Raw genomic sequence first — 22,437 nt, 5'->3', positions numbered from 1 at the left:
AAGAATGTATGCAGACACAAAGAAGTCATGAATTCGAAGGAATTCCTTGATTTGACTCTCATCTGCATAATTTATCCACAATTATTTTCTATACTAATTGCATGAGGAGAGGAGAACGTATTGGGATGAATAAGATTTCAACTAAACTGGCTGCTTACTTTATCGTTTCTTTCCTCGTACTGGAAACAGTACTGATGATGTATTTACACCAAAATATCATTCATACACGAGTCGATGAAGAATATTCCCGCCTGTTAGCGAGTGGGGCGAATCACCGAAATGTTCTAAAGGACCATTATTCGGATGAAACGATCACCCATATTATCTTAATGGAAGCAGAAGGGGACAGAGGAGTGATCATTACTGAGAAAAACGGTAAGGTCATCCGGAGTTCAGATGAAAAATTAGAAACCTTGTTGCCTTCCTTGTCCTTCCTACAAAGTCCACAGAATCAATATGACCAAATTGTCATGCCAAATTGGAAAGATTCACCTTATATCGTAAGTGCACATCCATACGAGGTTGATGAAAATAGATCTGGATATTTATTGATGTTCCAAAGCAGTGAACCAATTGAACAATTAGTAGGGAAATTGAACTTTCACTTCGGTTTGGCAGGGGGGGCCATTATCCTTGTCCTGTTTGTCATCTATTCAATCCTGTCCAAATTTCTTACCCGACCGTTAATTCGTATGAAAGAAGCGACGGAGAAATTAAGTGAAGGAAAATTCAATGTCAGCCTTCCGGCAGGAGGAAATGATGAGCTTGGCGAATTATCAGTCGCCATCCGGAAGTTGGCAACTGATCTAGAAAGGATGAAAAAAGAGCGAAATGAGTTTCTCGCATCCATCTCCCATGAACTTAGTACTCCACTAACTTATTTAATAGGTTATTTAAAAGTGGCGATGAGAAAAGAACTGACTAATGAGGAAAGGAACCGTTATCTATCGATTATCGCGGAAGAATCCAACCGCATGAAAGACCTCGTGAAAAACTTAATGGACTTAGCAAAAATGGATGAACTGACGTTCACTGTTTCAAAGATAAAATTCCCCGCCCAACATTTTTTTGAAGATGTTTATCGGCTTGTCGTCCCCTCTTTTGATTTGAAAAATGTAAAGCTTCACTTGATCTGTCAAGAGGACTTTCAAGTTGATGCAGATCCAGTACGACTGGAACAAATCGTACTGAATTTATTGGATAATGCTCTAAAGTATTCAGAGGAATATACAACGGTGACGTTAGCAATAGCTAAGGAAAAACAACGAACTGTTATATCTGTCAAGGATGAAGGAATAGGAATTCCAGTAGAGCAAATCGATCAGATTTTCGAAAAAATGTTTAGAGTTGAAAAATCTCGTTCTAGAACCTTCGGCGGATCTGGTCTTGGCCTTGCAATTGTAAAGGAATTGGTAGAAGCGCATGGAGGAACGATAGAAGTGAAGAGCGAGTTGGGAAAAGGGAGCCTATTCACGATAGCGATCTAATCGGTAAGGAGTTGAACAAATGCGAACGATTTTGCTTGTTGACGACGAGCGCAGGATGCTCGATTTGTTGGAGTTGTTTTTGGAGCCTCATGGATTCAAATGTATAAAAGCGGATAACGGGAAAAAGGGACTGGAAATAGCAGAGAAAGAAAAGGTCAGTCTTGTTTTATTGGATGTGATGATGCCCGATCTGGATGGCTGGGAAGTGTGTAAGAAAATACGTGAATTATCGACCATCCCGGTAATTATGTTAACCGCGAGGTCGGACAAGTCGGACCTTGTAAAAGGACTCGAATTTGGGGCGGATGATTATATCACGAAGCCTTTTGATGAGAGGGAGCTTGTGGCAAGGGTGAACGCATTGCTGCGCCGCACTGCAAATGATGAGGCAGATCATAGTAATGTCATATATGGAGAATTCCTATTGAATCGAGATTCTTATTCATTACATTACCAAAATGTTGAAGTGCAACTGACCTTGAAAGAATTTTATATTATGGAGGCGTTAATTTCGCATCCGAAAAGGACATTTACGCGGGAACAGCTTTTGGGTACAGCATGGGATTATAATACTTTCACAGATATCCGAACAGTGGACTCGCATATCCGTAATTTAAGAGAAAAATTGAAAACCGCGGGGTTCCCTATCCATGATTTCCTGTTAACGGTGTGGGGAATCGGATATAAGTGGAACTAAATGGAGGGGGAAATAGTTGATGGGAATGAAGATAAAGCTCGCTGCGGCGGCAATTAGTTTATTGATTATTGGTGGTTGTAGTACTAATAATTCGAAGCCTGCCGAGGAAATGAATCATGACATGGAAGAAATGGACCATTCCATGATGTCTGACATGATGGAAGGACATATGAGTCACGACGAAGTAGTGAGTTTAAACGACTCGACAGGGGAGAATGATTTGAAAATCCCTTCCATGCTTGAACGGGATGATGAGGAAGGTATCGTATACACCGTTCGGGCTCAAAAAGGAAAGACCGAAATATTCGATGGGACTGAAACTGAAACGTATGGATACAATGGGTCGTTTTTAGGACCGATGCTCCGTTTCGAGAAAGGTGACAGGGTTAAAATTAGAACGGTAAATGAGCTGGATGAAGTGACAACCTTTCACTGGCACGGGCTAGAAGTAGCTGCGGACATGGACGGCGGACCGCATGATCCATTAAAACCGGGAGAAGAGAAAGTGATTGAATTTGAAGTGACACAAGAAGCGTCAACATTATGGTTTCATCCCCACCCTGAAGGGGAAACTGCTGAACAGGTATACAATGGGCTTGCAGGTTTAATTTATATTGAGGATAAAAATTCGAAAAGCCTTGGATTGCCAACTGATTATGGGAAGAATGATATTCCTTTGATTTTTCAAGATAAACTATTTGATGATAAGAAACAATTGAATTTTAGCGCTGCCATGAATGAGGACGGAACAATTGGCGATACGTTACTGATTAATGGCACGCACAATCCTAAGTTAACTGTAAATAAAGAGAAAGTACGTCTCCGTTTACTAAATGGGTCTAATGCGCGGAACTTCACTTTTAAATTGAATACGGGAGATTCTTTTGTCCAAATCGCAACAGATGGCGGTTTCTTGAATGAACCTGTCACTTTAAAAGAAGTTACACTGACGCCTTCTGAGAGAGCAGAAATTATTGTTGATTTTTCACGGCTCGATACAGAAAATGATCTGGCGTTAATAAATGAAGATGGATCTGTCCTTTTACCCTTCGAGGTTTTGGATGAAAGCGGAGAGATGACCAAGATTCCAGCTGAGATGAATAATTTCTCAATTACAGAAGAAGAGATGAAATTGCCAGTCACAAAGAAAGTGGAACTCTTTGGGATGATGGACATGGTCACGATAAATGGAAAGAAGTTTGATCCTGAAAGAATTGATCTCACACAACAGCAAGGGGTCACTGAAGTATGGGAAATTTACAATAAACCGGATATGATGGGCGGAATGATCCATCCGTTCCACATTCACGGCACACAGTTTAAGATAATCTCTAGAGACGGAGAAGAGCCACCTGAAAATGAACGGGGCTGGAAGGACAGTATTTCCATCAAACCAGATGAGACAGTAAAAATAGCAATACAATTTAAGCATAAAGGCGTGTATATGTTCCATTGTCATATCCTAGAACATGAAGACAATGGCATGATGGGACAGGTAAAAGTGAAATAAACTCCAATTCAATTGCGTGTGAAAGTCTGTAACAGTTAGTGTGTATTCGTTCACACTAACTGTTTTAAGATTCATCATCTGAGAAAATATTTTCATTCTAATCTACCTTTGGCAGAGATGTTGTTTATATTTATCACACTCATAACAGAGAGTCGTTTTTACCGTTTTTAAAAGGCACCAATAGACCGGAAGATGCCTACCATTCAAAAGCCAATATTACGTTGGTCGGTGAAATGCTGGGTAGGGCGCTGGAAAGAAGGGGCGCAGGAACAAAAGTGGATTCAACCGATATCGTACAGGAATTAAGTTTAAGAAGGTTAGACTATAGCAGTTCTTATAAGTTATTGGGAGAAAATGTACAATCTGAACGGGTTGAAAATAAAGATTTAGAGATTTTTTGGACTTACATCGTGATTCGTTACGCAAGAATTCTACCACACTCGAATCAAGAAGAAATAGGGATTTTTTAAGGGGATAATCACTTTTAATTCACCTCGGCGTAACTTCATTACTGTTTGTTTTTATGAAAACCATATCCCATAATCGCCCAATATGTACCCAAATAATTGCTAGGTGAATAAAATGAGTAATGAATGTCTATGAGAGGAGAATGGATGTGGCTAATCATGACGGTAAATCGCCTAGCGAATATCACGGACGGGATGAGGAGGAATTCACATCTTCGTTTTATGATCAAATAGTAAATAGTGTTGGGCCAGACCTTACCATTCCAACCGGGTCAGGGCAACGTGGAAGTAGAGGAATTGGCCATGGACAGCAGCAAGGAAGTCAGGAACATCCGGCTTTGTTTGGTCAAAGTCAATTTAGAGACGGTTTCGGTCCGGTTTATGCTGTTCCATCCTTCCCAGGACCACATGGAGACGGTCAAAATCAACCAATAGGCAGTCGGGGTCCAATCTATGCCAATCCATTTTTTTCGGGGCAACATGGACATGGTCCAAGTATGGAAAGTGGACACTGGCACCAGTGTGGTATTCGCCTCCAAGCAATGATACCTTGTTGTATGTGTTACCCAGTTGGCTATCAACATTACTGATGATACCAATAAAAAATGACATTATGATAACTAATAAGAACCCATTTTGAAAAGCATTGATCAAAATGGGTTCCTAATCGAATTCGCCTGTATTATGTTATTCTCTCTTCCTCTAAGTTTCTCCATAAATGATGGGCTTCTCTAGCTATGTGTTCCAACAAATCGGGTGGCGATGTTGTAGCGACTGCACATGTCTTGATTAACTCATCTACCTCCAATTTAAATGCCTCTAAACTCTTGGCTTCTTTAATAATAATATTCTTAAATTGAGTTAGAATTGGTATCGTTTCTTTCCGTGGAGTGCGTATCATGGTTTGCAGTGCGGTTGCTTGCATATATAGACGCTCAAATTTTTGCATCATTTCCGTCACCCTAAAATTCAAGTCATAATTCGATACATCTGAATAATGGCGTATATAGCCAAGATGATCTGCCATTTGCCTTACCCAGAACACGCATTCATGTATGATTGCATCTGCCGGTGAAATTTTAGTACCACTTTCAATCAACTTATAGACCCTCTGGGACTCTTCTGATTCTCGTACCATATGATCTATAAGGGATACCGGTGTAGAGATAATAACATCACAGTGAAGGGATTTATCCATTGTGTAGGCGAGAAGACTATGAAATTCACTAGTGGCATGGTGGGCTTCGTGAAGTAATGTGCCAATATCGCCTTGTTTTTTCTCCGCCTTTTCCCATACCCTTCCCAAACGCTGAATGTTGTTGAGGTTTGCACGTGCCAATTCCGTTTCATAATGGCTTATTTCTCTGTCAAAAAAGCGGCCATGATCATAATCATTCCGTAACCAAAAAGCGATAATTCCGTAGGTATCCCTTTCGTAATTATCCGTATACGCCATCAATCCAACTCCTCTGTAATTAGTACCCTTCCAGACGAATCAATTACTTCACGCAACTCCATAATTACCGTAGGTCTCTGGGCTGGCCCTGTTATTAATGTTTCACCCAAATTATGATATTCACAGTGTATATCCTTTATGATGAACGAAAGATTACTGTTCTTGGTTATCTAGATCCGTTACTGTCAATCGTATGTAGTAAAAAAAGCTTCGTTGTTTGAGAGATAGGCATTTTTTGATTGAATCCGTACACAATTAGCGATGACTTGCCGATACGTTGTCCACTTTTGCGAATGAATTGTCTATATAAAGGGTGAAGGCATCGTTCGTCTAGGCGCAAGACGTTGTGCTTTCCCCGGGAAAACGCGTTTGACATGACTGATTGAATAGATGAAGGGAGCTACAGTGTATTTATTCATAAAAGAATCACCGCTTCCATTGCTTGTGATGCAAGTGGGTTTCAGCGAGCCCATTTTACCTTTGCAAATTTAGCTCATCTCGACGCATGTTCGGGATGGGCATAAGCGGGTTTACAAAACATATGACGAGTGGAGATACGAAGAATTTCCATTCATGAAATACAACAATTATCGACGGGGCAATTTGCACCATCGAAGAGTGCATCTTCAGCTGAAGGGGGCGTGCAGATTGCCCTTTTTACAGAGGGCAACTTGCCCCTAGCAATAACTTAAAAGGTTAAAAGAATTAAAAAAGAAACTGTCGAGAACAATCTCGACGTTGTGTTTGTTATTGATTACAGAATGACATGAAATGAATTAGCTAGTACAGCATAATCGGATGCAGACCGTTAGGATCGTTGATGTTGAAGAGTAGGCTAGAAGATTACAAGTGTTAGAAAAAGGGTATGGTAGAAGGAATAAGCCATTGTATCCGAATGGACTAGTACCTAAGAATTGTGATGGGAATATGAGTATTAGTGTCTAAAAAGTTGATAGATAAAACCAAATTCAAGCAATCTACGAAAAGGTTGTAAAAGTAAACGGGATGAAGGGTGTAGCTCAACCTAATAAAAGCGTTTTTGATTTGGAAATAATCGGTTATAAGGGTTGTGATCGGAATATTTCCTTGCCAATATTTACCGATAAGCTTGTCGAATGTTGTAATATCCGAACAATTAATTATCAAAAAATAAAAACTTTCGTGTTTTGCATTGACGAATTTAAGATTTTAATGCTATAAATGTTAAGTTCAAAAAAACAAATAGAAGCTTATTGAATGTATATGCTCAGGAATATGGCTTGAGCGTTTCTACCTGGTAACCGTAAACTACCGGACTACATGAAAGAATGACTGGAAATCTGTATTCACTACTTTCCACTCCTTCAACATGTAAATCCGTAACCTGGGTAGATAGCTATCCGGGTTTTTTGCATTTTACTTGAATTGAAATTAGGAAGGGGAAATTTCGGCACTTAGAAGAATGTCCAGAATCCTTTTAAATACCCTTGGAATCGGGGAGACTTTAGAGAACTGTTTTGATAAAAAATACTTAAAGACCACTGATTGCCTGACAACGAGTTCAGTCAAAAAATGGCAGTGAACCACACTTTTACTAACCAACTATTCAAATAAAACGAGAAGGATGCGAATTTGGAATGGCTAAAAAACCTATTTACTTTAATCATGATGGCGGCGTCGATGATCTTATTTCATTATTTTTATTACTTGAGATGGATAATGTCGAATTGACGGGTGTATCGGTTATTCCAGCTGATTGTTATTTGGAGCCAGCTGTATTTGCTAGCCGAAAAATTATCGATCGCTTTGGCAACGGTGGCCTCGATGTAGCTGAGTCAAATTCACGCGGAAAAAATCCTTTTCCAAAAGATTGGCGCATGCACGCTTTTTATGTAGATGCACTTCCGATTTTAAACGAATCTGGAGAAATTAATACACCAGTAGCAGAAAAGCCGGCACATCTTCATATGATCGATGCGATTCGAAATACCCCAGAAAAGACGACTTTATTATTCACAGGACCCCTTACGGATCTTGCCCGCGCCTTGGATGAAGCGCCAGAGATTGAAGAGAAAATCGAAAGGCTCGTTTGGATGGGCGGTACATTCCGGGAAGCTGGAAATGTTCACGAACCTGAACATGATGGAACGGCCGAATGGAATGTGTTTTGGGATCCGGAAGCCGCTGCTCGCGTATGGGAAACGAACATTGAAATTGATTTAGTCGCGCTTGAAAGTACCAATCAAGTACCGTTAACTCCAGATGTACGTGAACGGTGGGCAAAAGAGCGTAAGTATATCGGGGTTGATTTCCTCGGTCAGTGTTATGCGATGGTGCCACCGCTCGTTCATTTTTCAACAAATTCTACCTACTATCTATGGGACGTCTTAACGACGGCGTTTCTCGGCAACAGTGACCTTGTGAAAGTACAAACGGTTAATAGTATTGTCATCACAGATGGACCGAGTCAAGGACGTACAGTGGAAACACCTGATGGCCGACCGGTGAATGTGGTTTATGACGTGGATCGCGATGCATTCTTTGATTACATGACGGAATTAGCGAAAAAAGCCCTATAATTCGAAAAGGGAAGCTTTGGCACTTACGCCTAGCAGGAGGAAAAAATGACAATTAAATCACGACTTAAAATAATGACTTTTATCCAGTTTTTTGTTTGGGGAAGTTGGCTGATTACACTTGGCTCATATATGATCAATACCTTACATTTTTCCGGCGCGCAAGTTGGAGCAGTTTATGGCTCATCAGGGCTTGCTTCTCTTATTATGCCAAGTCTTATCGGGATTATTGCTGACAGATGGATAAAAGCAAATCGATTGTATGGCATTTGTCATTTTCTTGGAGCAATTGCCTTATTGATCGCGGCACAAACTACGAACCCAACCCTGATGTTTTGGGTGATGTTCTTTAACGCGATGGTTTATATACCGACGATTTCATTGTCTTATACCATTTCCTATTTCGGTTTAGAAAAAGAAGGACTCGATAGCACGAAAAACTTCCCATCTGTTCGGGTTTACGGAACCATTGGTTTTATTTTAGCGATGTGGACCATTAGTCTTGGTGGATTTGAGTTAAGTAATATCCAGTTATACATTGCAGCGGGGGCTGCCCTTTTACTTGCATTATTTTCATTGGTATTGCCTGATTGTACAATCGAAAACGTCAAGAAGGAAAAGTCGTTGGTCCATCTGTTAGGACTGGATGCGTTTGTCCTGTTTAAACAAAAGAAAATGGCCATCTTCTTCATCTTTGCCATGCTGATCGGTGCTGCACTGCAAATTAACTTGGCCTTTGCTGACCCGTTCTTGCATGATTTTGCATTAAATCCTGATTATAAAGAAAGCCTTGCGGTGAAATATCCGGCAATTTTATTATCGATTGGCCAGTTTGCAGAAGTGTTCTTTATTCTTGCCATACCGTTTTTCTTACGTAAATTCGGAATTAAAACGGTTATGCTGTTGAGTATGGCTGCTTGGACATTGCGGTTTGGTTTCTTGGCTTACGGAGATCCTTCCGGTGGAGGGTTCATCTTATTGCTATTATCCATGGTTGTCTATGGTGCAGCGTTTGACTTCTTTAATATTTCCGGATCAATTTTTGTGGAAAAAGAAGTGGATCGTCGAATCCGTGCGAGTGCACAAGGCTTATTCATGACAATGGTGAACGGGATCGGTGCCTATTTAGGTGCTGTGATTAGTGGGAAAATAGTGGATTATTTAACGGTTGACGGTGTTAAAGACTGGCAGCAGATCTGGTTGGTTTTTGCAGCCTATACCATTGTTCTCGGAATCATCTTTGCGATCAGTTTCAAATACAAACATGACGAAGATGCAATGAATCAAGTAAACAAAGTGGCTTGATCCGTATGATGTGGGGTTACGTTTGAATACAAACTATAAAAAGCAGACATTTTCTCATTTATGGAGGAAATGCTGCTTTTTATTTTGTAGCGCTTATCTGAAATAATCACTCCAAATATGCGTTTTCCTGTTTGATTTGTTCGATCCGTTTTTTGCCCCAATCATACATCATCTCAACGATGGGTAATAACGTCATCCCAAGTTCAGTCATGGAATACTCGACTTTCGGAGGAACTTCTGGAATCACTTCTCGATGTACAATTCCATCCTCTATGAGGTCACGTAATTGATTGGTTAATACTTTATGGGAGATCTTTGGGAAAAGACTTTGAAGTTCGCTGAATCGATGTGTCCCTTCTACACCTAAATGCCACAAGATTACAACTTTCCATTTCCCGCTGATAATCGATAAGGTAAGTTCTTTTTCACAATGATAATCATGATTTAATATACGTTCTTGGATCTCTTTTCTTAATGGATCTGACATGAGTAATAACTCCTTTTTTAACTTGATTCAGCAGAAGTCCCCCACTTCCATAAGTGGCGGGATGAATGCCAGAAGGCATTTCAATCAGAGGGAGCCCAAACTCCCTGCTGATTCAAGTTAAGCCTCCGGCGGATGTCACAGATTTTGAAAGGAGTTAATCGAGCTTGCTCGATTCAAAATCTGGACGCAATTACGCCGAGGCGTAATTGATTAGTGGTAACCGTTTGGTAACCTCCGCACAATAAAGTGCATTCTTCACAACGTAGAAAACCTTGGGTAGAATGAAGGTAGTCTTAAAGACGAATCATTTCCGAGTAACACAGTGTAATCCATTATAGCATCATAACGGTTCTATCCACTCGGGTATTCATTTTTTAAATTCATCATACATGATTTCGTCAATCATCAATCAATTTTAGCTAAAGGAGAGAAATACATGCAAACAATTGCAGGAAAAGTGGCGTTAATTACAGGGGCGGGACGTGGAATTGGACGTGCAACAGCAAAAGCTTTTGCACAGGAAGGTATTCACGTAGGGCTTGTTGGCCGTACGCTTGAAAATTTACAACAAGTTGCAGAGGAACTTAAACAGTACGATGTGAAGGTAGCAATTGCCGCAGCAAATGTAGCAGATTTAGACTCGATCACCGCAGCGGTTGAATCGATTCGTGGCGAGCTGGGTGCAATCGATATTTTAGTGAACAACGCAGGCATTTCAAAATTCGGTAACTTCATGGACTTAACGCCTGAAGAATGGACAAATATCATTGATGTCAACGTTAAAGGTGTGTACTACACAACGCGTGCAGTATTACCGGAAATGATGGAGCGCAACACAGGAGACATCATTAACATTTCCTCAACGGCTGGTCAAAAAGGTGCACCTATCACAAGCGCATACTCGGCTTCCAAAGCTGCCGTGATCGGGCTTAGTGAGTCATTAATGCTTGAAGTGCGTAAGAAAAATATTCGGGTTACAACGTTAACGCCAAGCACGGTAGCAACAGATATGGCTGTCGAATTAAACCTAACAGACGGCAATCCAGAAAAAGTGATGCAAGCGGAAGATTTAGCAGACTTAATGGTTGCCCAGTTGAAACTTCATCCACGTGTTGTCTTAAAACATGCAGGCCTTTGGTCGACGAACCCTTAATAGAATGAATCGAACTAGCAAGACGCCATCCGATGTATTGGGAATGGCGTCTTCTTTTTGGGGATATCATCACATACAACCGATTGATGATGCGCATATATTACTTATCTGTTCGCGGTCGTATTACCATAATGCGGAGAATGTTGAAGAAAACGCACGGGTGTATGATAAAAATAGGCAATTGATCCGGTTATTTTGTTTAGGCGACGGCATTGAGTATGTCTACGTGACAAGGAATCAGGAGATTTGGACAGGGATGAGCTGTATATGTATGAAGTGAAAGGGGGTGTGTGACGAAAAGCAGTCGTCATGTTCTTTAAATGATGCCAGTCACTGTTATGATGCACCAAGTTGACAATCTCCCCTTCTTTTGCTATTGTCTAAAAACATTCATACGTTCCAATCAATTTCGTATAACTCCAATAATATGGTTTGGAGGTCTCTACCAGGAACCTGAAATTCCTGATTACGAAGAAAGTGCAAAACTTGTATTTTCTTCGTAATCAGGAATTTTTTTATATTCAAATTTATCAGGAGGTCCAAAAATGAATTTTTTAGCAATGCCCAAAATCGAACTTCACTGCCATTTGGATGGCAGCCTGAGAGCTGAAACGATCATCGATATTGCTCAGAGGGAAGGTATTCAGTTGCCTTCTATTGATCAGGAGGAGCTGCAAAAAGAGCTGATTGCTCCGTTGGAATGTGAATCTCTTGATGAATATTTAAAAAGATTTTCGCTTCCTAATATGGTAATGCAGTCTAAGGATAGTTTAAGAAGAATCACTTTTGAGCTATTTGAGGATGCCGCAAAGGAAAATGTAAAATATTTAGAAGTCCGTTTTGCCCCATTGCTTCACATTTTAAAAGGTCTTAGTGTTGAAGAAATTATTCAATCTGTTATCGAGGGGATGAGGGAGGCTGAAAACCGTTATGAAATAAAGGGAAATATCATCCTGTCTTGCATGAGAACCATGTCTGTGGATAGCGCATATGAAGTGGTTGAAAAGGGAAGAAAGTTTCTTGGAAAAGGTGTAGTGGCAATTGACTTATGCGCGTCAGAAGAAGAAGGTTTTTGTGGTGAATTTGTAGAACCTATCGCATTAGCTAAGGAATACGGCTACAGAGTAACAATTCATGCCGGTGAGACGGGAATCGGTAAAAACGTTCTAGAAGCTGTTGAACTGTTGGGTGCTGAAAGAATAGGGCATGGCGTATTTATTAAAGGATGTGCTGAGGCTTATAAAATCGTGAAAGAAAGACAAATCGTGCTTGAAATGTGCCCAACAAGTAATGTCCAAACGAAGGCGGTTCAGCATTATTCCGAACATCCGATTTATCAGTTTCATAAAGATGGAATAAAAGTGACCATTAATACGGATAACAGAACGGTATCCGATACGACAATGGCCAAAGAAATCCATTTAGTTAACGGAGAATTTCATCTGAGCGAAGAAGACTGGCGGCAAATTTATGTAACTAGTGTAGAAGCATCCTTTGCCGATCAAGAAATCAAAGAATGGTGCTTGGCACAATATTGAACGATTCCCCCTACGTGCTGCACTGAAGCTAGCGTATGAATCTCGAATGAAGACGATGCTTGATAACGGTGCAACAATATGTGAGGCTACCTCGTGCAAAAATAGGCATTGTCATCAGTAGCATTATACACCCATTGCTCATAAGTTGTTAAAGAGTGTATATGGACTATTGGTGGATTCAACTATTACCCAGTTGTTTTAGCTTAATTTTATTTTGTTTCCCCTTTCATGTTCAGCGCACATCATGTTAATTTAATTTCCGGGGGTGGCAAGAATGAATGAATTCTATAACGAACTCCAGATGTTGAATGTTGGCGAATTCAATACGAGTGAGGCAGTTCAGTGGGACCCGAACGGATCTTTTCCAAATCAAACTCAAACTGCGCAGCTCGGTATTATCGGTGGCGTTGGCCGTTGTTTTAGCTGCTTTAGTTGCTTTTTTAGTTGCTTTAACTGCTTTAATTGTTTTAACTGTTTCCGTTGCTCTAATTGTTTTCGTTGCGGTCATCGCTGCGGCGGTCGTTGTGGTGGTCGTTGCCACGCTTAATATTTCTAGATTACTAACTAACACCATGATTGCCAAAGTCCCTGCAGTTGTTGCAGGGGCTTTTCTATATAAAGTAAACATATGAAACAAGTTACGGTACATAGGATGATAGTGTTTGTCATCATTTCGATTTAGAAATAGCCATGGTTAAGGAGGAGCGGAATGCCAAATTTGACCCCTGGAATGCGTCTGAAAGCGAAAAGGGACACATTTTTTCTCCCCGATTCAAATAATGGTGTGTATTTTCGGAACAATAAAAGTTCTTTTCGTGTGGAAGGAAATGAGATCGTTCAGTGGATTGAAAAACTGATACCGATGTTCAACGGGACGTACACGCTAGGGGATTTGACAGACGGATTGCCCGGTCCATATCGGGATCGTGTCTATGAAATTGCGGAAGTGCTGTACCGAAATGAGTATGTTCGGGATGTGAGCCAAGATCTTCCTCATCAATTGGCCGATCAGGTTCTAAATAAGTATGCATCCCAAATTGAATTCCTGGACAGTTTCGGTGATTCGAGTGCGTACCGATTTCAAACCTATCGTCAGGCAAAAGTGTTGATAGTTGGCGCTGGCCCTTTTTTTGTTTCGTTGGTTTCTTCATTACTTGAATCTGGATTGCCCAAGTTCCATATGCTGATTACGGACTCTGTGCCAACCAATAGACAGCGGTTGATGGAACTCGTGGCACATGCCCGTAAAACAGATAGCGAGATAGCGGTCGAAGAGATCAGCTTGCAGAAGGAGGGGAAAGGTTGTTGGCGGGAGATCGTTCAACCGTTTGATTCGATTTTGTATGTGTCTCAGGAGGGCGATATAGAGGAGCTCCGAGTTCTTCATCAGGTTTGCAGGGAAGAGAAGAAGGTGTTTCTCCCTGCTATATGCCAACAGCAGGTGGGCTTTGCGGGTCCACTAGTGCATCCAGACTCTAAGAGTTGTTGGGAGTCTGCGTGGAGGCGCACGCATCGAGCCGCACTTTCCAAAGAGCAGCAGTTCACCGCTTTCTCTGCCACAGCAGGGGCAATGTTAGCCAATGTCATCACATTTGAATTGTTTAAAGAAATTACAGGAGTGACCGAATCTGAACAGAGGAACCTATTCTATCTACTTGATCTAGACACATTGGAAGGAAACTGGCATTCGTTTTTGCCTCATCCGTTGGTGGATGGACACGTGTCTAGCGAATGGGTAACAGATTTGGATGTGCGTCTTGAACGAAGCGTAAGCAAAGATGAAACGAATAGATTGTTACTTTACTTCAGTCAGTTGACATCGGAAGTATCAGGGGTTTTTTATATTTGGGAGGAAGGAGATCTAAAACAGCTACCTTTAGCTCAGTGCCGCGTTCAGGCAGTTGATATATTGTCGAAGGGACCTGCTGAGCTTTTACCAGACATTGTTTGTACGGGTCTAACGCATGAGGAAGCAAGGAGAGAAGCAGGACTGGCTGGGATAGAATCGTATGTGTCACAAGCGGTTGAACTCCTCGCTGCAACCCTACCTTTCGACCAGGAAAAAGGGGAGAATGCGATAGAAATAAAGGAATTCATCGGAGTTGGAGCGGGGGAAACGGTTGCGGAAGGTATTTGCCGGGGATTGCAAAGGTATTTGGATAAAGAGTTAAGCAAGCGGCTGATCAATGAAAAAAATCATGTTGCTCCGTTGCAAGTGGATACAATAGAAGATGAACGCTGCCGGTTTTATTTGGAGGCACTGACCACGATGCATGGCTCACCGACAATCGGTTTAGGAGAGGAAGTGAATGGTTTCCCTGTCATCTGGGTCGGAACGAGTGACGGCTGGTATAGTGCTGTAGATTTGACGATGACATTGGCATTGCGAAAAGCGTTACAACAGGCGCTTTCGGCTTCCCACCCAGTGCAAGCGCAGGAAGTTTCGTCCGTACTACTGGAAGAAAAGGGTCCACTCAGCCTTGTTATCCCCACTTGTGATGAGAAGAAACAGTCCGAGATTTTGCATGCTGCTAAACAAACCTTAGAACGAAATCACAAACGGCTATACGTAGTTGATCTAGCATTTGAACCATTTTTGAAAGAGGGGCTCGCAGGGGTGTTTGGCGTATTGTTACGAGAGAAGGGAGGATTCCAGTGAGTGCCGTCGTGATGGTTGTTGGAGAAGGATTTTTGGCTGACCGTGTGTGCGGGGATCTATCCACTCCATACGAAGTCATACGCCGCCTCGATTTCAAGGCGGGCGTACCAGAAACGACTGATCTGGTGCTGGTATTGCACGATACCTTGAATCCATCCATTCATAAAAAGGCGGAAGAGGTATTACGGCCAACCGGCGTACCTTGGCTGCGAGGCTTTGTTTCCTATGGAGAAGGCGTGATTGGGCCGCTAGTACGTCCTGAGATACCAGGTTGCTCCCAGTGTGCAGACAAACGACGTCTCATAGCCGGACGAGACCGTAGAGAGATGTGGGAGTTGGAACAGAGGCTTGAGGCTCACGGGGGAATTCCGCGTGATGCTTGGGCATCGCGTACGGGACTCTTGCAAATGGCGCACCTTCTCGAGTCGGAGGTACAGAACATACTAGATGGAGATCAGGCTCATTCTGAAGGTCGTTTATGTTTGATCAATCTGAAATCGCTAAAGAATTCATGGCATTCGGTTCTTCCTGACCCGCTGTGTCCGATCTGTAATCGATTACCCGATGATTCACCAGACGCGGCCCGAATTACACTGCAATCTAGTCCGAAGATCAGTCCTGACAGTTACCGCTGTCGTTCCATGGATGAACTGCAAAGTATGCTAAGCAGGGATTATTTAGATGAGCGGACTGGTTTAGTAAATGGTAAAATGTATGACCTTACTCTACCATTTGCCGATGTAAGTGTTAATCTGCCGATGTTTACGGGAGACGAGGGGGTGGCAGGCCGGACTCATTCATACAAGGTTAGTGAGTGTACGGCTATTTTGGAGGGGTTAGAGCGGTACTGTGGTCTTTCTCCAAGTGGAAAACGAACAGTAGTTCATGACAGCTACCGCAATCTGGAAAACCGAGCGCTTCATCCGCTCGAGGTAGGTGTGCATTCAAAGGAACAGTATGCGCTGCCTAATTTTCCGTTCAAACCGTTCCATCCTGATCGCCCGATCGATTGGGTTTGGGGTTATTCGTTTTTGAAAGAGCGTCCGATCCTGATTCCAGAGTTGCTTGCTTATTACAGCTTGGGCTGCGGAGACGGATTTGTCTATGAAACGTCCAATGGATGTGCGTTAGGCGGTAGTTTAGAGGAGGCCATTTTCTACGGGATTATGGAAGTTGTAGAGCGCGATTCGTTTCTAATGACTTGGTACGCAGAGCTGGCACTCCCACGTCTTGACCCTGATTCTACGAACGATCAAGAATTAAAGTTGATGATTGACCGTGTGCGGGCGGTTGGTGGTTATGATCTCCATTTTTATAACTCGACGATGGAGAATGGAATTCCAAGTGTGTTAGTACTGGCGAAAAACAGGAAAAAAAAGGGGTTAAATATCATCAGTGCGGCCGGCGCTCATCTGGATCCAATACAAGCGGCGAAAAGCTCGATTCAAGAGTTGGCTGGCATGATGCTCATACTTGACGAGAATTTTGAAGCAAACCGGGAGGAGTATGTCAGAATGTTCAAAGACTCTTCCTTGGTACGGAAGATGGATGATCATGGGATGTTGTATGGGTTGCCGGAAGCGGAAGAACGCCTACAGTTTTTGTTGGATGACAATCGCCCATTGCGAACGTTTGACGAGGAATTCAAATGGGAGGCAGTGCATGCAGACCTCACGGATGATCTAAGGGATATTCTCCAGGCGTTTAGGGGATTGAACCTTGATGTAATCGTGGTGGACCAAACGACACCGGAAATTAAACAAAATGGACTGTTTTGCGTTAAAGTCCTGATTCCGGGGATGCTATCGATGACATTCGGTCAACATCTTACCCGAATAACAGGGCTTGAGAGAGTGCTCCGGGTGCCAATGGAGCTCGGATATAAGGAACAATCGCTAACACTTGAACAGCTCAATCCATATCCGCATCCGTTCCCGTAACCAGTCGTGAGGAGGTAGGAGGATGAATCTTGAGGCATTTCTGCACAATCTCCATTTTGACATTGACAAGGTAAGCCCGCGAGACTGGGAAGTGGATTGGGATGATGCACCGCTTGCGTATAAGCTCTACCGTGGCTTACCTACGATTCCGCTCTCATTAGAGGTACCGTTGACGCTTAAAAGGATGGAAGAAACTGCAAAGGTCGACCTAAACAAAATCGGTCATTTTCTCTGGTATGTATTTGGTCTGACTCAATGTAGCGAGTCTATGATGAGCGATCAAGCCTTGGACTTAATGCAGTCGAAACGGCGGTTTGTTCCTTCCGGTGGGGCGCTGTATCCAAACGAATTGTACGTTTATTTGAAAATCGAGCATTTGCCTACGGGTGTTTACCATTATGATGTAGCACATCATCGCTTAGTGTTGCTCCGGGAAGGAAATTTCGATTCCTATCTATCCCGGGCACTTGGTAATCGTTGTGATCTATCCGATTGTTTTGGTTCTGTTTTTGTATCGACAATGTTTTGGAAAAATTTCTTTAAATACAATAACTTCGCCTACCGTCTTCAAGGGCTGGATGCTGGTGTGCTGATTGGACAATTACTGGAAGTTGCAAAATGTTTTGGCTTCGTCCCTTGGGTATACTTCCAGTTCCTTGATCGGGCCATCAACCACCTGCTTGGGCTTTCCGAACAAGAGGAGAGTGTGTATGCGGTGATTCCACTATCGGCGGAATCAACAAGCTACTTCAACAGAAGTCACATAGATAGGGATGACTCTGCCACTGAATTATGCCAAGAGTTGACAGCCATTCAGTCTACTCATTACGTGAAATCACGAAGGGTTATAGCGTTTCCGATGTTAACTAAAATGAATGAAGCGTCTATGTTGGAATCAACGAGATCGTTTCGGCAGATCAAGGAGGAGCCAATCAATGGTGGGGGTCAAACGGTGACGCTACCTTCTGTGAACCAATTGTCGTATGATTTGGCGTCAGTCTGCCGAAAGCGATTTTCACCGGACATAGATTTCGTTCTGGGAAAGGTCAGTCAACTACAGCTTGCCACACTGCTTAAGGGCGCGGTGGATTCCTTCTCGTATCCAAATGATTTGGATGGAGTTCAAAAGAAACAGCAGTCCCGTGTCTCAATTTACGGATGTTTGTATAATGTCGAAGGCATTCCGAATGGTGCCTATCACTATGACAGCTCTGCCCATGCGTTACGTCCGGTACAACTCGGAGATCCGCGATTACGGTTACAGCACGGCATTTCCGGAGGGAATGTGAATATGTTCCAAGTGCCACTGTGCCTACATGTGGCAGGGAACAAAAATTATTTCAAAACGGAAATGGGATATAGAGGATGCCGCATCCAACAAATGGAAGCGGGTATGCTGGTGCAAAGAATCCTGCTCGTCGCGTCAGCCCTTGGAATCGGAGGACACCCGCTCCTCGGCTTTGATGCGAACGTATGTGATGAGATTTATAAGCTGAGTCCACAAGGAAAAACTAGTCTCATTCAAATCCCGACAGGTCCGTATCGACACCGTCCTTGGTTAACTGGAAGTCTGCGTAGTTAAGTAAGTGGCAATGCCTCAATTTCTTTTTAGGAATTGAGGCTATAATTTTAGAGAGTAAAAAAAGCAATTATTAAGGAGAATATAGCTTTTTATTATTTTCATCAGGAATGCCCAAATAGGTTCAAATATGAAAAAGCCGTTTCGCAATTCTAAAAAATTGTGTTAAAATAGGGTGTCAATCTACTCTTAAGTTAATAAGTTGAGGATGCTTATACGAGGAGAAGTGATTGCACATGTTCTAACATGGGGTATTCAGAAAATTTTGGAGGGTAGGTTTATGAAAGGTTTAGTTTTAAAATGGAATCAGATAAGTCTGGTAAAGCGGATTGTTATCGGTATACTTATAGGTCTTATCTTGGCTTTAACCGTTCCTGACGCGGCGAGTGGGGTCTCTATTCTTGGTTCTTTATTTGTTGGGGCGTTAAAAGCGGTTGCACCTGTCTTGGTCTTATTCTTGGTGATGCATGCGATTGCTGCGCATAAGAGTGGTACGAAAACGAATATGAAATCGATACTTGGTCTTTATGCGATTGGCACATTATTTGCTGGGGTTGTCGCTGTGGTGGCGAGCTTTATGTTCCCGGTTAAACTAATACTGACAACAGGAGTAGAAGATTTGTCTCCTCCAGAAGGTATTGTGGAAGTTATTAAAACATTACTCTTTAACGTAGTTGCCAATCCGATTGACGCCTTAATCAGTGCCAACTATTTAGGGATCTTAATGTGGGCAGTCGTTTTAGGGCTGGCATTAAAAAAGGCAACGCAAAATACGAAAGATGTGCTAGGCAGTTTTTCGGATGCGATCACTAAAGTGGTACAATGGGTGATCAATTTAGCGCCGTTCGGTATTATGGGACTTGTTTTTGATGCAATTGTAACGACAGGTTTTTCTGCTTTAAAAACTTACGGTGAATTAATTTTAATTTTAGTGGGATGTATGTTGTTTATCGCGTTTGTTATGAATCCATTAATCGTATTCATCTATACGCGAAAAAATCCGTATCCACTTGTTTTAATGGTTTTAAGAGAAAGCGGTATCACTGCATTCTTTACACGTAGTTCAGCTGCGAATATTCCAGTCAATATGAAAATGGCAGAAAAACTTGGGTTAGACGAGGATACTTATGCCGTTTCCATCCCGCTTGGCGCTACGATTAATATGGCTGGCGCGGCTGTAACGATTGCTGTGTTGACGCTTGCCACAGCAAACACGCTTGGGATTGAAGTAGATATACTGACTGCCATTATACTTTCTGTTGTGGCGGCTGTTTCGGCAGCAGGTGCATCAGGTGTTGCGGGCGGATCCCTTTTACTAATCCCACTCGCTTGTAGTTTATTTGGTATCCCAAATGATATTGCAATGCAAGTGGTTGGTGTCGGTTTTATCATCGGGGTTATTCAGGATTCTTGTGAAACTGCATTGAATTCATCTTCTGACGTCCTGTTCACAGCTACAGCTGAATATGCGAAAGAGCGGAAAGAAGGCAAAGCGATTTCAATGCCAGGATGGAAATTCGGGAGATCCTGACAATACCCACGGCTAAAGCCGTGGGGTTCTTTGGGTTAGTGGAAACTTGCTACTAACAGCACACTTTTTAGGGCGACCTGATCAACCTTGCGATTGAGGTTGCCATCCCTACACTGTTGCGCTTTTCCAAAGAAGTTCGTGGGGCTAGAACGTTTAGTTCGGTGCTACTCCGATTAGCCAATGAAGACCGTTCGTGCACTTGCGACACCCACTCCATTATTAAAGTCGGCAACTCTGTCATTCCGACTGGTCTGTATTAAGCGACATACCAACGCATTTGCTTGTTCCAGTGTCTTTGAAGTCTTGTCACTTCTTGATGATGCAGTGTGACGAAGTTCTGCCACCCTTGGTTGCACAAGTCCACGGCTACGGCATCCAAGGTATCGACAGTGTTTCCGATTAAGAACGCACTATACAGGTCGCGTTGGATGCGCTCACCTAGCATCCCCTCATTCCAACGTTCACTTATATCTTTCTTGTTATATTCGCCAGTCACATGATTGAATTGGCTTGCTTTGACTTTGGATGTGTTAATTTTCTTGATTGTTCTTCCTTGATAGTGTAGTTTCCGATCAATGATCTCCATCAACATGGCAGGCGCTCGGTTGGCGATGACCTTACCGTATCGCTTTTTCTTGTTGATTTTGCCGTTCCTCTTGTTGCGCGTTGTCTTCTTGGCTCGCCTTTGAAGTCCTTGTATCCGCATGGTTTCTACGCGAATATCTGAACCGAGCGAGAGAATATGGTTCGAGAGGATTTCATGCGACTGTTTTCGTTTAACTGCGAGCTTTCGATGGAGGTCTTTTCGGATCATCTTTAATCGAAGATAGCGTTTCGAGAAATGCCATTCTAACTTCATACTGCGCTTGATCGTGCCGTCTTCGTTGTAGTTGTCTGGGTGGGTTGCCCGTTTGCTTCTGTCCATCGCTCGCTCAATCTTTCGGAGTTCCTTGTTATCTGCCACGCATTCAGGTGCTAATTCATGAAGCTCGACTGTTTTCTCACTCGAAATAGCGAGCGTACTTGTTCCTACATCAAGTCCGACACGCTTTGTTACTTCACCTGAAACTTTACGGTTTTTCTTCCATGATTTATCCGGTGGAAAACCTTCTTGTACGAGTTGGGCGAAGTAGCGAATCTCACCACGAATTTCCCTAGCAATCACACGGACATATTTGGTTCGGTCACATAAGGCCATCTGTGCGTAGCGGTCGTTGCGTTTCACAATAAGCGGTACTTTAATGGCACCTTTCTTTGGCTGAGAAACAGGATTTTTCTTTGAAACCCTTGTCTGTTCGCCCCAAAGAATATACCCCTCTACATAGCGCAAACCCGTGGTATTCGATTTGTTATCGATTGAGAATTCATCCGAATGGTGTTTAAAGTGTACCTTCTTCGCTTGTCGATAATGGATCTTTTCAACTGCATTGAAAGCTCTCGTTGCGAGTTTTTGTGCTTCAAACGAGCCAATGTTCTTGGCGAATTTTGCTTGGATGGGTGCGACAAAGGTATGAAGTTGATATTCTGAATAACCGTAGCTTTGTTCAATTGCATGAAGTTCATCGGCTAGCCGTTTACATTCACGCATGATTTCTTTCTCTTCTGCTGTCCGCTTCTTCGCCTTCTTCGCTTTGGCAATGTGGTACTTGGCTGAAATGGCTTGTTTTGCTTTTACGGTTAATCGATAGGGCTTATCCGCAAGAACAGCTCTCAATCGTTTTTGAGCTTCCCCAAGGCAGGCATTGTAGATCTGCTTCCCGATACGCATCTTCTTGTCTAAAATCTTGCGATCACGGGCAGTTGTTCGCATTTCTAGTTCAAGTACATAACTGGGTGTTCTATCTTTCCTGGCCATTAGGTTCGCTCCTTTCTAACGTTTTCTTTGGTCCTCAACGTATTGCTTAGCACATTTCCAAAGAAAGATCGATGGAATCGATGCCGACATACGAAGTGATTGTTGAAGAGATTTCCTGATGCTATAATATTTCGACAACTCATCATATCTATATTATAATGAACGGATCATACGTTCGCAACTATTAACATAGACAAATAGACCGCAAAAAAATGAGA

17 protein-coding genes and 2 riboswitches are annotated in these 22,437 nt (G+C 42.5%); of the genes, 14 read left to right on the top strand and 3 right to left on the bottom strand.

Features of this window, described 5'->3' with window-relative positions:
- Nucleotides 1-125: 125 nt before the first annotated feature.
- From MHZ95_RS12965 to MHZ95_RS12945, 5 genes are all read left to right on the top strand, one after another.
- Complete coding sequence (locus tag MHZ95_RS12965; protein WP_239391092.1) at nucleotides 126-1,487, top strand: sensor histidine kinase; 1,362 nt, start codon at nucleotides 126-128, stop codon at nucleotides 1,485-1,487.
- A 19-nt stretch (nucleotides 1,488-1,506) separates the two neighbouring features.
- Complete coding sequence (locus tag MHZ95_RS12960) at nucleotides 1,507-2,184, top strand: response regulator transcription factor (protein WP_239391090.1); 678 nt, start codon at nucleotides 1,507-1,509, stop codon at nucleotides 2,182-2,184.
- A 19-nt stretch (nucleotides 2,185-2,203) separates the two neighbouring features.
- The gene (locus MHZ95_RS12955) at nucleotides 2,204-3,694 is read left to right on the top strand and encodes a multicopper oxidase family protein (protein WP_239391088.1); all 1,491 of its coding nucleotides are present in this window, start codon (nucleotides 2,204-2,206) and stop codon (nucleotides 3,692-3,694) included.
- A gap of 128 nt (nucleotides 3,695-3,822) precedes the next feature.
- Entirely contained in the window at nucleotides 3,823-4,164 is a 342-nt protein-coding gene (locus MHZ95_RS12950) for a stage II sporulation protein P (protein WP_239391202.1), read from the top strand.
- A gap of 146 nt (nucleotides 4,165-4,310) precedes the next feature.
- Nucleotides 4,311-4,751, top strand: coding sequence for a hypothetical protein (locus MHZ95_RS12945; RefSeq protein WP_239391086.1), 441 nt, complete (start codon nucleotides 4,311-4,313; stop codon nucleotides 4,749-4,751).
- A gap of 92 nt (nucleotides 4,752-4,843) precedes the next feature.
- Here MHZ95_RS12945 and MHZ95_RS12940 read toward each other — a convergent pair whose 3' ends face one another.
- Nucleotides 4,844-5,617, bottom strand: a complete 774-nt coding sequence (locus MHZ95_RS12940) for a DUF2935 domain-containing protein (RefSeq protein ID WP_239391084.1) — start codon at nucleotides 5,615-5,617, stop codon at nucleotides 4,844-4,846.
- Nucleotides 5,618-6,833: 1,216 nt separating this feature from the next.
- Nucleotides 6,834-6,935, top strand: a riboswitch (purine riboswitch).
- A 298-nt stretch (nucleotides 6,936-7,233) separates the two neighbouring features.
- On the opposite strand from MHZ95_RS12940, the gene MHZ95_RS12935 reads away from it, so the two are divergent.
- Nucleotides 7,234-8,175, top strand: a complete 942-nt coding sequence (locus MHZ95_RS12935; RefSeq protein ID WP_239391082.1) for a nucleoside hydrolase — start codon at nucleotides 7,234-7,236, stop codon at nucleotides 8,173-8,175.
- A 45-nt stretch (nucleotides 8,176-8,220) separates the two neighbouring features.
- Nucleotides 8,221-9,477: a nucleoside permease gene (locus tag MHZ95_RS12930; RefSeq protein WP_239391080.1), complete on the top strand. Its 1,257-nt coding sequence runs from the start codon at nucleotides 8,221-8,223 to the stop codon at nucleotides 9,475-9,477.
- A gap of 106 nt (nucleotides 9,478-9,583) precedes the next feature.
- Here MHZ95_RS12930 and MHZ95_RS12925 read toward each other — a convergent pair whose 3' ends face one another.
- Nucleotides 9,584-9,964: a winged helix-turn-helix transcriptional regulator gene (locus MHZ95_RS12925; protein WP_239391078.1), complete on the bottom strand. Its 381-nt coding sequence runs from the start codon at nucleotides 9,962-9,964 to the stop codon at nucleotides 9,584-9,586.
- Nucleotides 9,965-10,400: 436 nt separating this feature from the next.
- Between MHZ95_RS12925 and MHZ95_RS12920 the strand changes: the two genes are divergently transcribed.
- The 7 genes from MHZ95_RS12920 to sstT all read left to right on the top strand — a co-directional run bounded on the left by MHZ95_RS12920 (nucleotide 10,401) and on the right by sstT (nucleotide 20,364).
- Nucleotides 10,401-11,117 carry a 3-ketoacyl-ACP reductase gene (locus tag MHZ95_RS12920; protein ID WP_239391076.1) on the top strand — a complete coding sequence of 239 codons (717 nt, stop codon included), beginning with the start codon at nucleotides 10,401-10,403 and terminating at the stop codon, nucleotides 11,115-11,117.
- 389 nt (nucleotides 11,118-11,506) lie between these two features.
- A riboswitch (purine riboswitch) is annotated at nucleotides 11,507-11,606 on the top strand.
- Between the two features lie 56 nt (nucleotides 11,607-11,662).
- Nucleotides 11,663-12,655 carry an adenosine deaminase gene (gene add, locus MHZ95_RS12915; protein ID WP_239391075.1) on the top strand — a complete coding sequence of 331 codons (993 nt, stop codon included), beginning with the start codon at nucleotides 11,663-11,665 and terminating at the stop codon, nucleotides 12,653-12,655.
- A gap of 274 nt (nucleotides 12,656-12,929) precedes the next feature.
- Nucleotides 12,930-13,202, top strand: a complete 273-nt coding sequence (locus MHZ95_RS12910; RefSeq protein ID WP_370643030.1) for a heterocycloanthracin/sonorensin family bacteriocin — start codon at nucleotides 12,930-12,932, stop codon at nucleotides 13,200-13,202.
- A 162-nt stretch (nucleotides 13,203-13,364) separates the two neighbouring features.
- Nucleotides 13,365-15,314: a putative thiazole-containing bacteriocin maturation protein gene (locus tag MHZ95_RS12905; RefSeq protein ID WP_239391073.1), complete on the top strand. Its 1,950-nt coding sequence runs from the start codon at nucleotides 13,365-13,367 to the stop codon at nucleotides 15,312-15,314.
- Nucleotides 15,311-17,254 (top strand): TOMM precursor leader peptide-binding protein, encoded by a 1,944-nt coding sequence (locus tag MHZ95_RS12900; RefSeq protein WP_239391072.1) that lies wholly within the window; start codon nucleotides 15,311-15,313, stop codon nucleotides 17,252-17,254. The genes MHZ95_RS12905 and MHZ95_RS12900 overlap by 4 nt, the downstream gene beginning before the upstream one ends.
- A 22-nt stretch (nucleotides 17,255-17,276) precedes the next feature.
- Nucleotides 17,277-18,836: a SagB family peptide dehydrogenase gene (locus MHZ95_RS12895; RefSeq protein ID WP_239391071.1), complete on the top strand. Its 1,560-nt coding sequence runs from the start codon at nucleotides 17,277-17,279 to the stop codon at nucleotides 18,834-18,836.
- A 277-nt stretch (nucleotides 18,837-19,113) separates the two neighbouring features.
- The gene (gene sstT, locus MHZ95_RS12890; RefSeq protein ID WP_239391069.1) at nucleotides 19,114-20,364 is read left to right on the top strand and encodes a serine/threonine transporter SstT; all 1,251 of its coding nucleotides are present in this window, start codon (nucleotides 19,114-19,116) and stop codon (nucleotides 20,362-20,364) included.
- A 256-nt stretch (nucleotides 20,365-20,620) separates the two neighbouring features.
- Here the strand turns inward: sstT and MHZ95_RS12885 are convergent, their stop codons facing one another.
- Nucleotides 20,621-22,219 (bottom strand): transposase, encoded by a 1,599-nt coding sequence (locus MHZ95_RS12885; protein ID WP_239391067.1) that lies wholly within the window; start codon nucleotides 22,217-22,219, stop codon nucleotides 20,621-20,623.
- Nucleotides 22,220-22,437: the final 218 nt, after the last annotated feature.

It is taken from the genome of Sporosarcina sp. ACRSM, assembly GCF_022346545.1.
Lineage (GTDB): Bacteria > Bacillota > Bacilli > Bacillales_A > Planococcaceae > Sporosarcina.
The sequence above is the reverse complement of the archived record's forward strand: the minus strand, read 5'-3'. Positions and strand labels throughout refer to the sequence as shown.

What these genes read in the sequence shown, in the direction of transcription:
- MHZ95_RS12965 (WP_239391092.1), top strand. Translation starts at nt 126, where the DNA reads ATGAATAAGATTTCAACTAAACTGGCTGCTTACTTTATCGTTTCTTTC.
- MHZ95_RS12960 (WP_239391090.1), top strand. Translation starts at nt 1,507, where the DNA reads ATGCGAACGATTTTGCTTGTTGACGACGAGCGCAGGATGCTCGATTTG.
- MHZ95_RS12955 (WP_239391088.1), top strand. Translation starts at nt 2,204, where the DNA reads ATGGGAATGAAGATAAAGCTCGCTGCGGCGGCAATTAGTTTATTGATT.
- MHZ95_RS12940 (WP_239391084.1), bottom strand. Translation starts at nt 5,617, where the DNA reads ATGGCGTATACGGATAATTACGAAAGGGATACCTACGGAATTATCGCT.
- MHZ95_RS12935 (WP_239391082.1), top strand. Translation starts at nt 7,234, where the DNA reads ATGGCTAAAAAACCTATTTACTTTAATCATGATGGCGGCGTCGATGAT.
- MHZ95_RS12930 (WP_239391080.1), top strand. Translation starts at nt 8,221, where the DNA reads ATGACAATTAAATCACGACTTAAAATAATGACTTTTATCCAGTTTTTT.
- MHZ95_RS12925 (WP_239391078.1), bottom strand. Translation starts at nt 9,964, where the DNA reads ATGTCAGATCCATTAAGAAAAGAGATCCAAGAACGTATATTAAATCAT.
- MHZ95_RS12920 (WP_239391076.1), top strand. Translation starts at nt 10,401, where the DNA reads ATGCAAACAATTGCAGGAAAAGTGGCGTTAATTACAGGGGCGGGACGT.
- add (WP_239391075.1), top strand. Translation starts at nt 11,663, where the DNA reads ATGAATTTTTTAGCAATGCCCAAAATCGAACTTCACTGCCATTTGGAT.
- MHZ95_RS12910 (WP_370643030.1), top strand. Translation starts at nt 12,930, where the DNA reads ATGAATGAATTCTATAACGAACTCCAGATGTTGAATGTTGGCGAATTC.
- MHZ95_RS12905 (WP_239391073.1), top strand. Translation starts at nt 13,365, where the DNA reads ATGCCAAATTTGACCCCTGGAATGCGTCTGAAAGCGAAAAGGGACACA.
- MHZ95_RS12895 (WP_239391071.1), top strand. Translation starts at nt 17,277, where the DNA reads ATGAATCTTGAGGCATTTCTGCACAATCTCCATTTTGACATTGACAAG.
- sstT (WP_239391069.1), top strand. Translation starts at nt 19,114, where the DNA reads ATGAAAGGTTTAGTTTTAAAATGGAATCAGATAAGTCTGGTAAAGCGG.
- MHZ95_RS12885 (WP_239391067.1), bottom strand. Translation starts at nt 22,219, where the DNA reads ATGGCCAGGAAAGATAGAACACCCAGTTATGTACTTGAACTAGAAATG.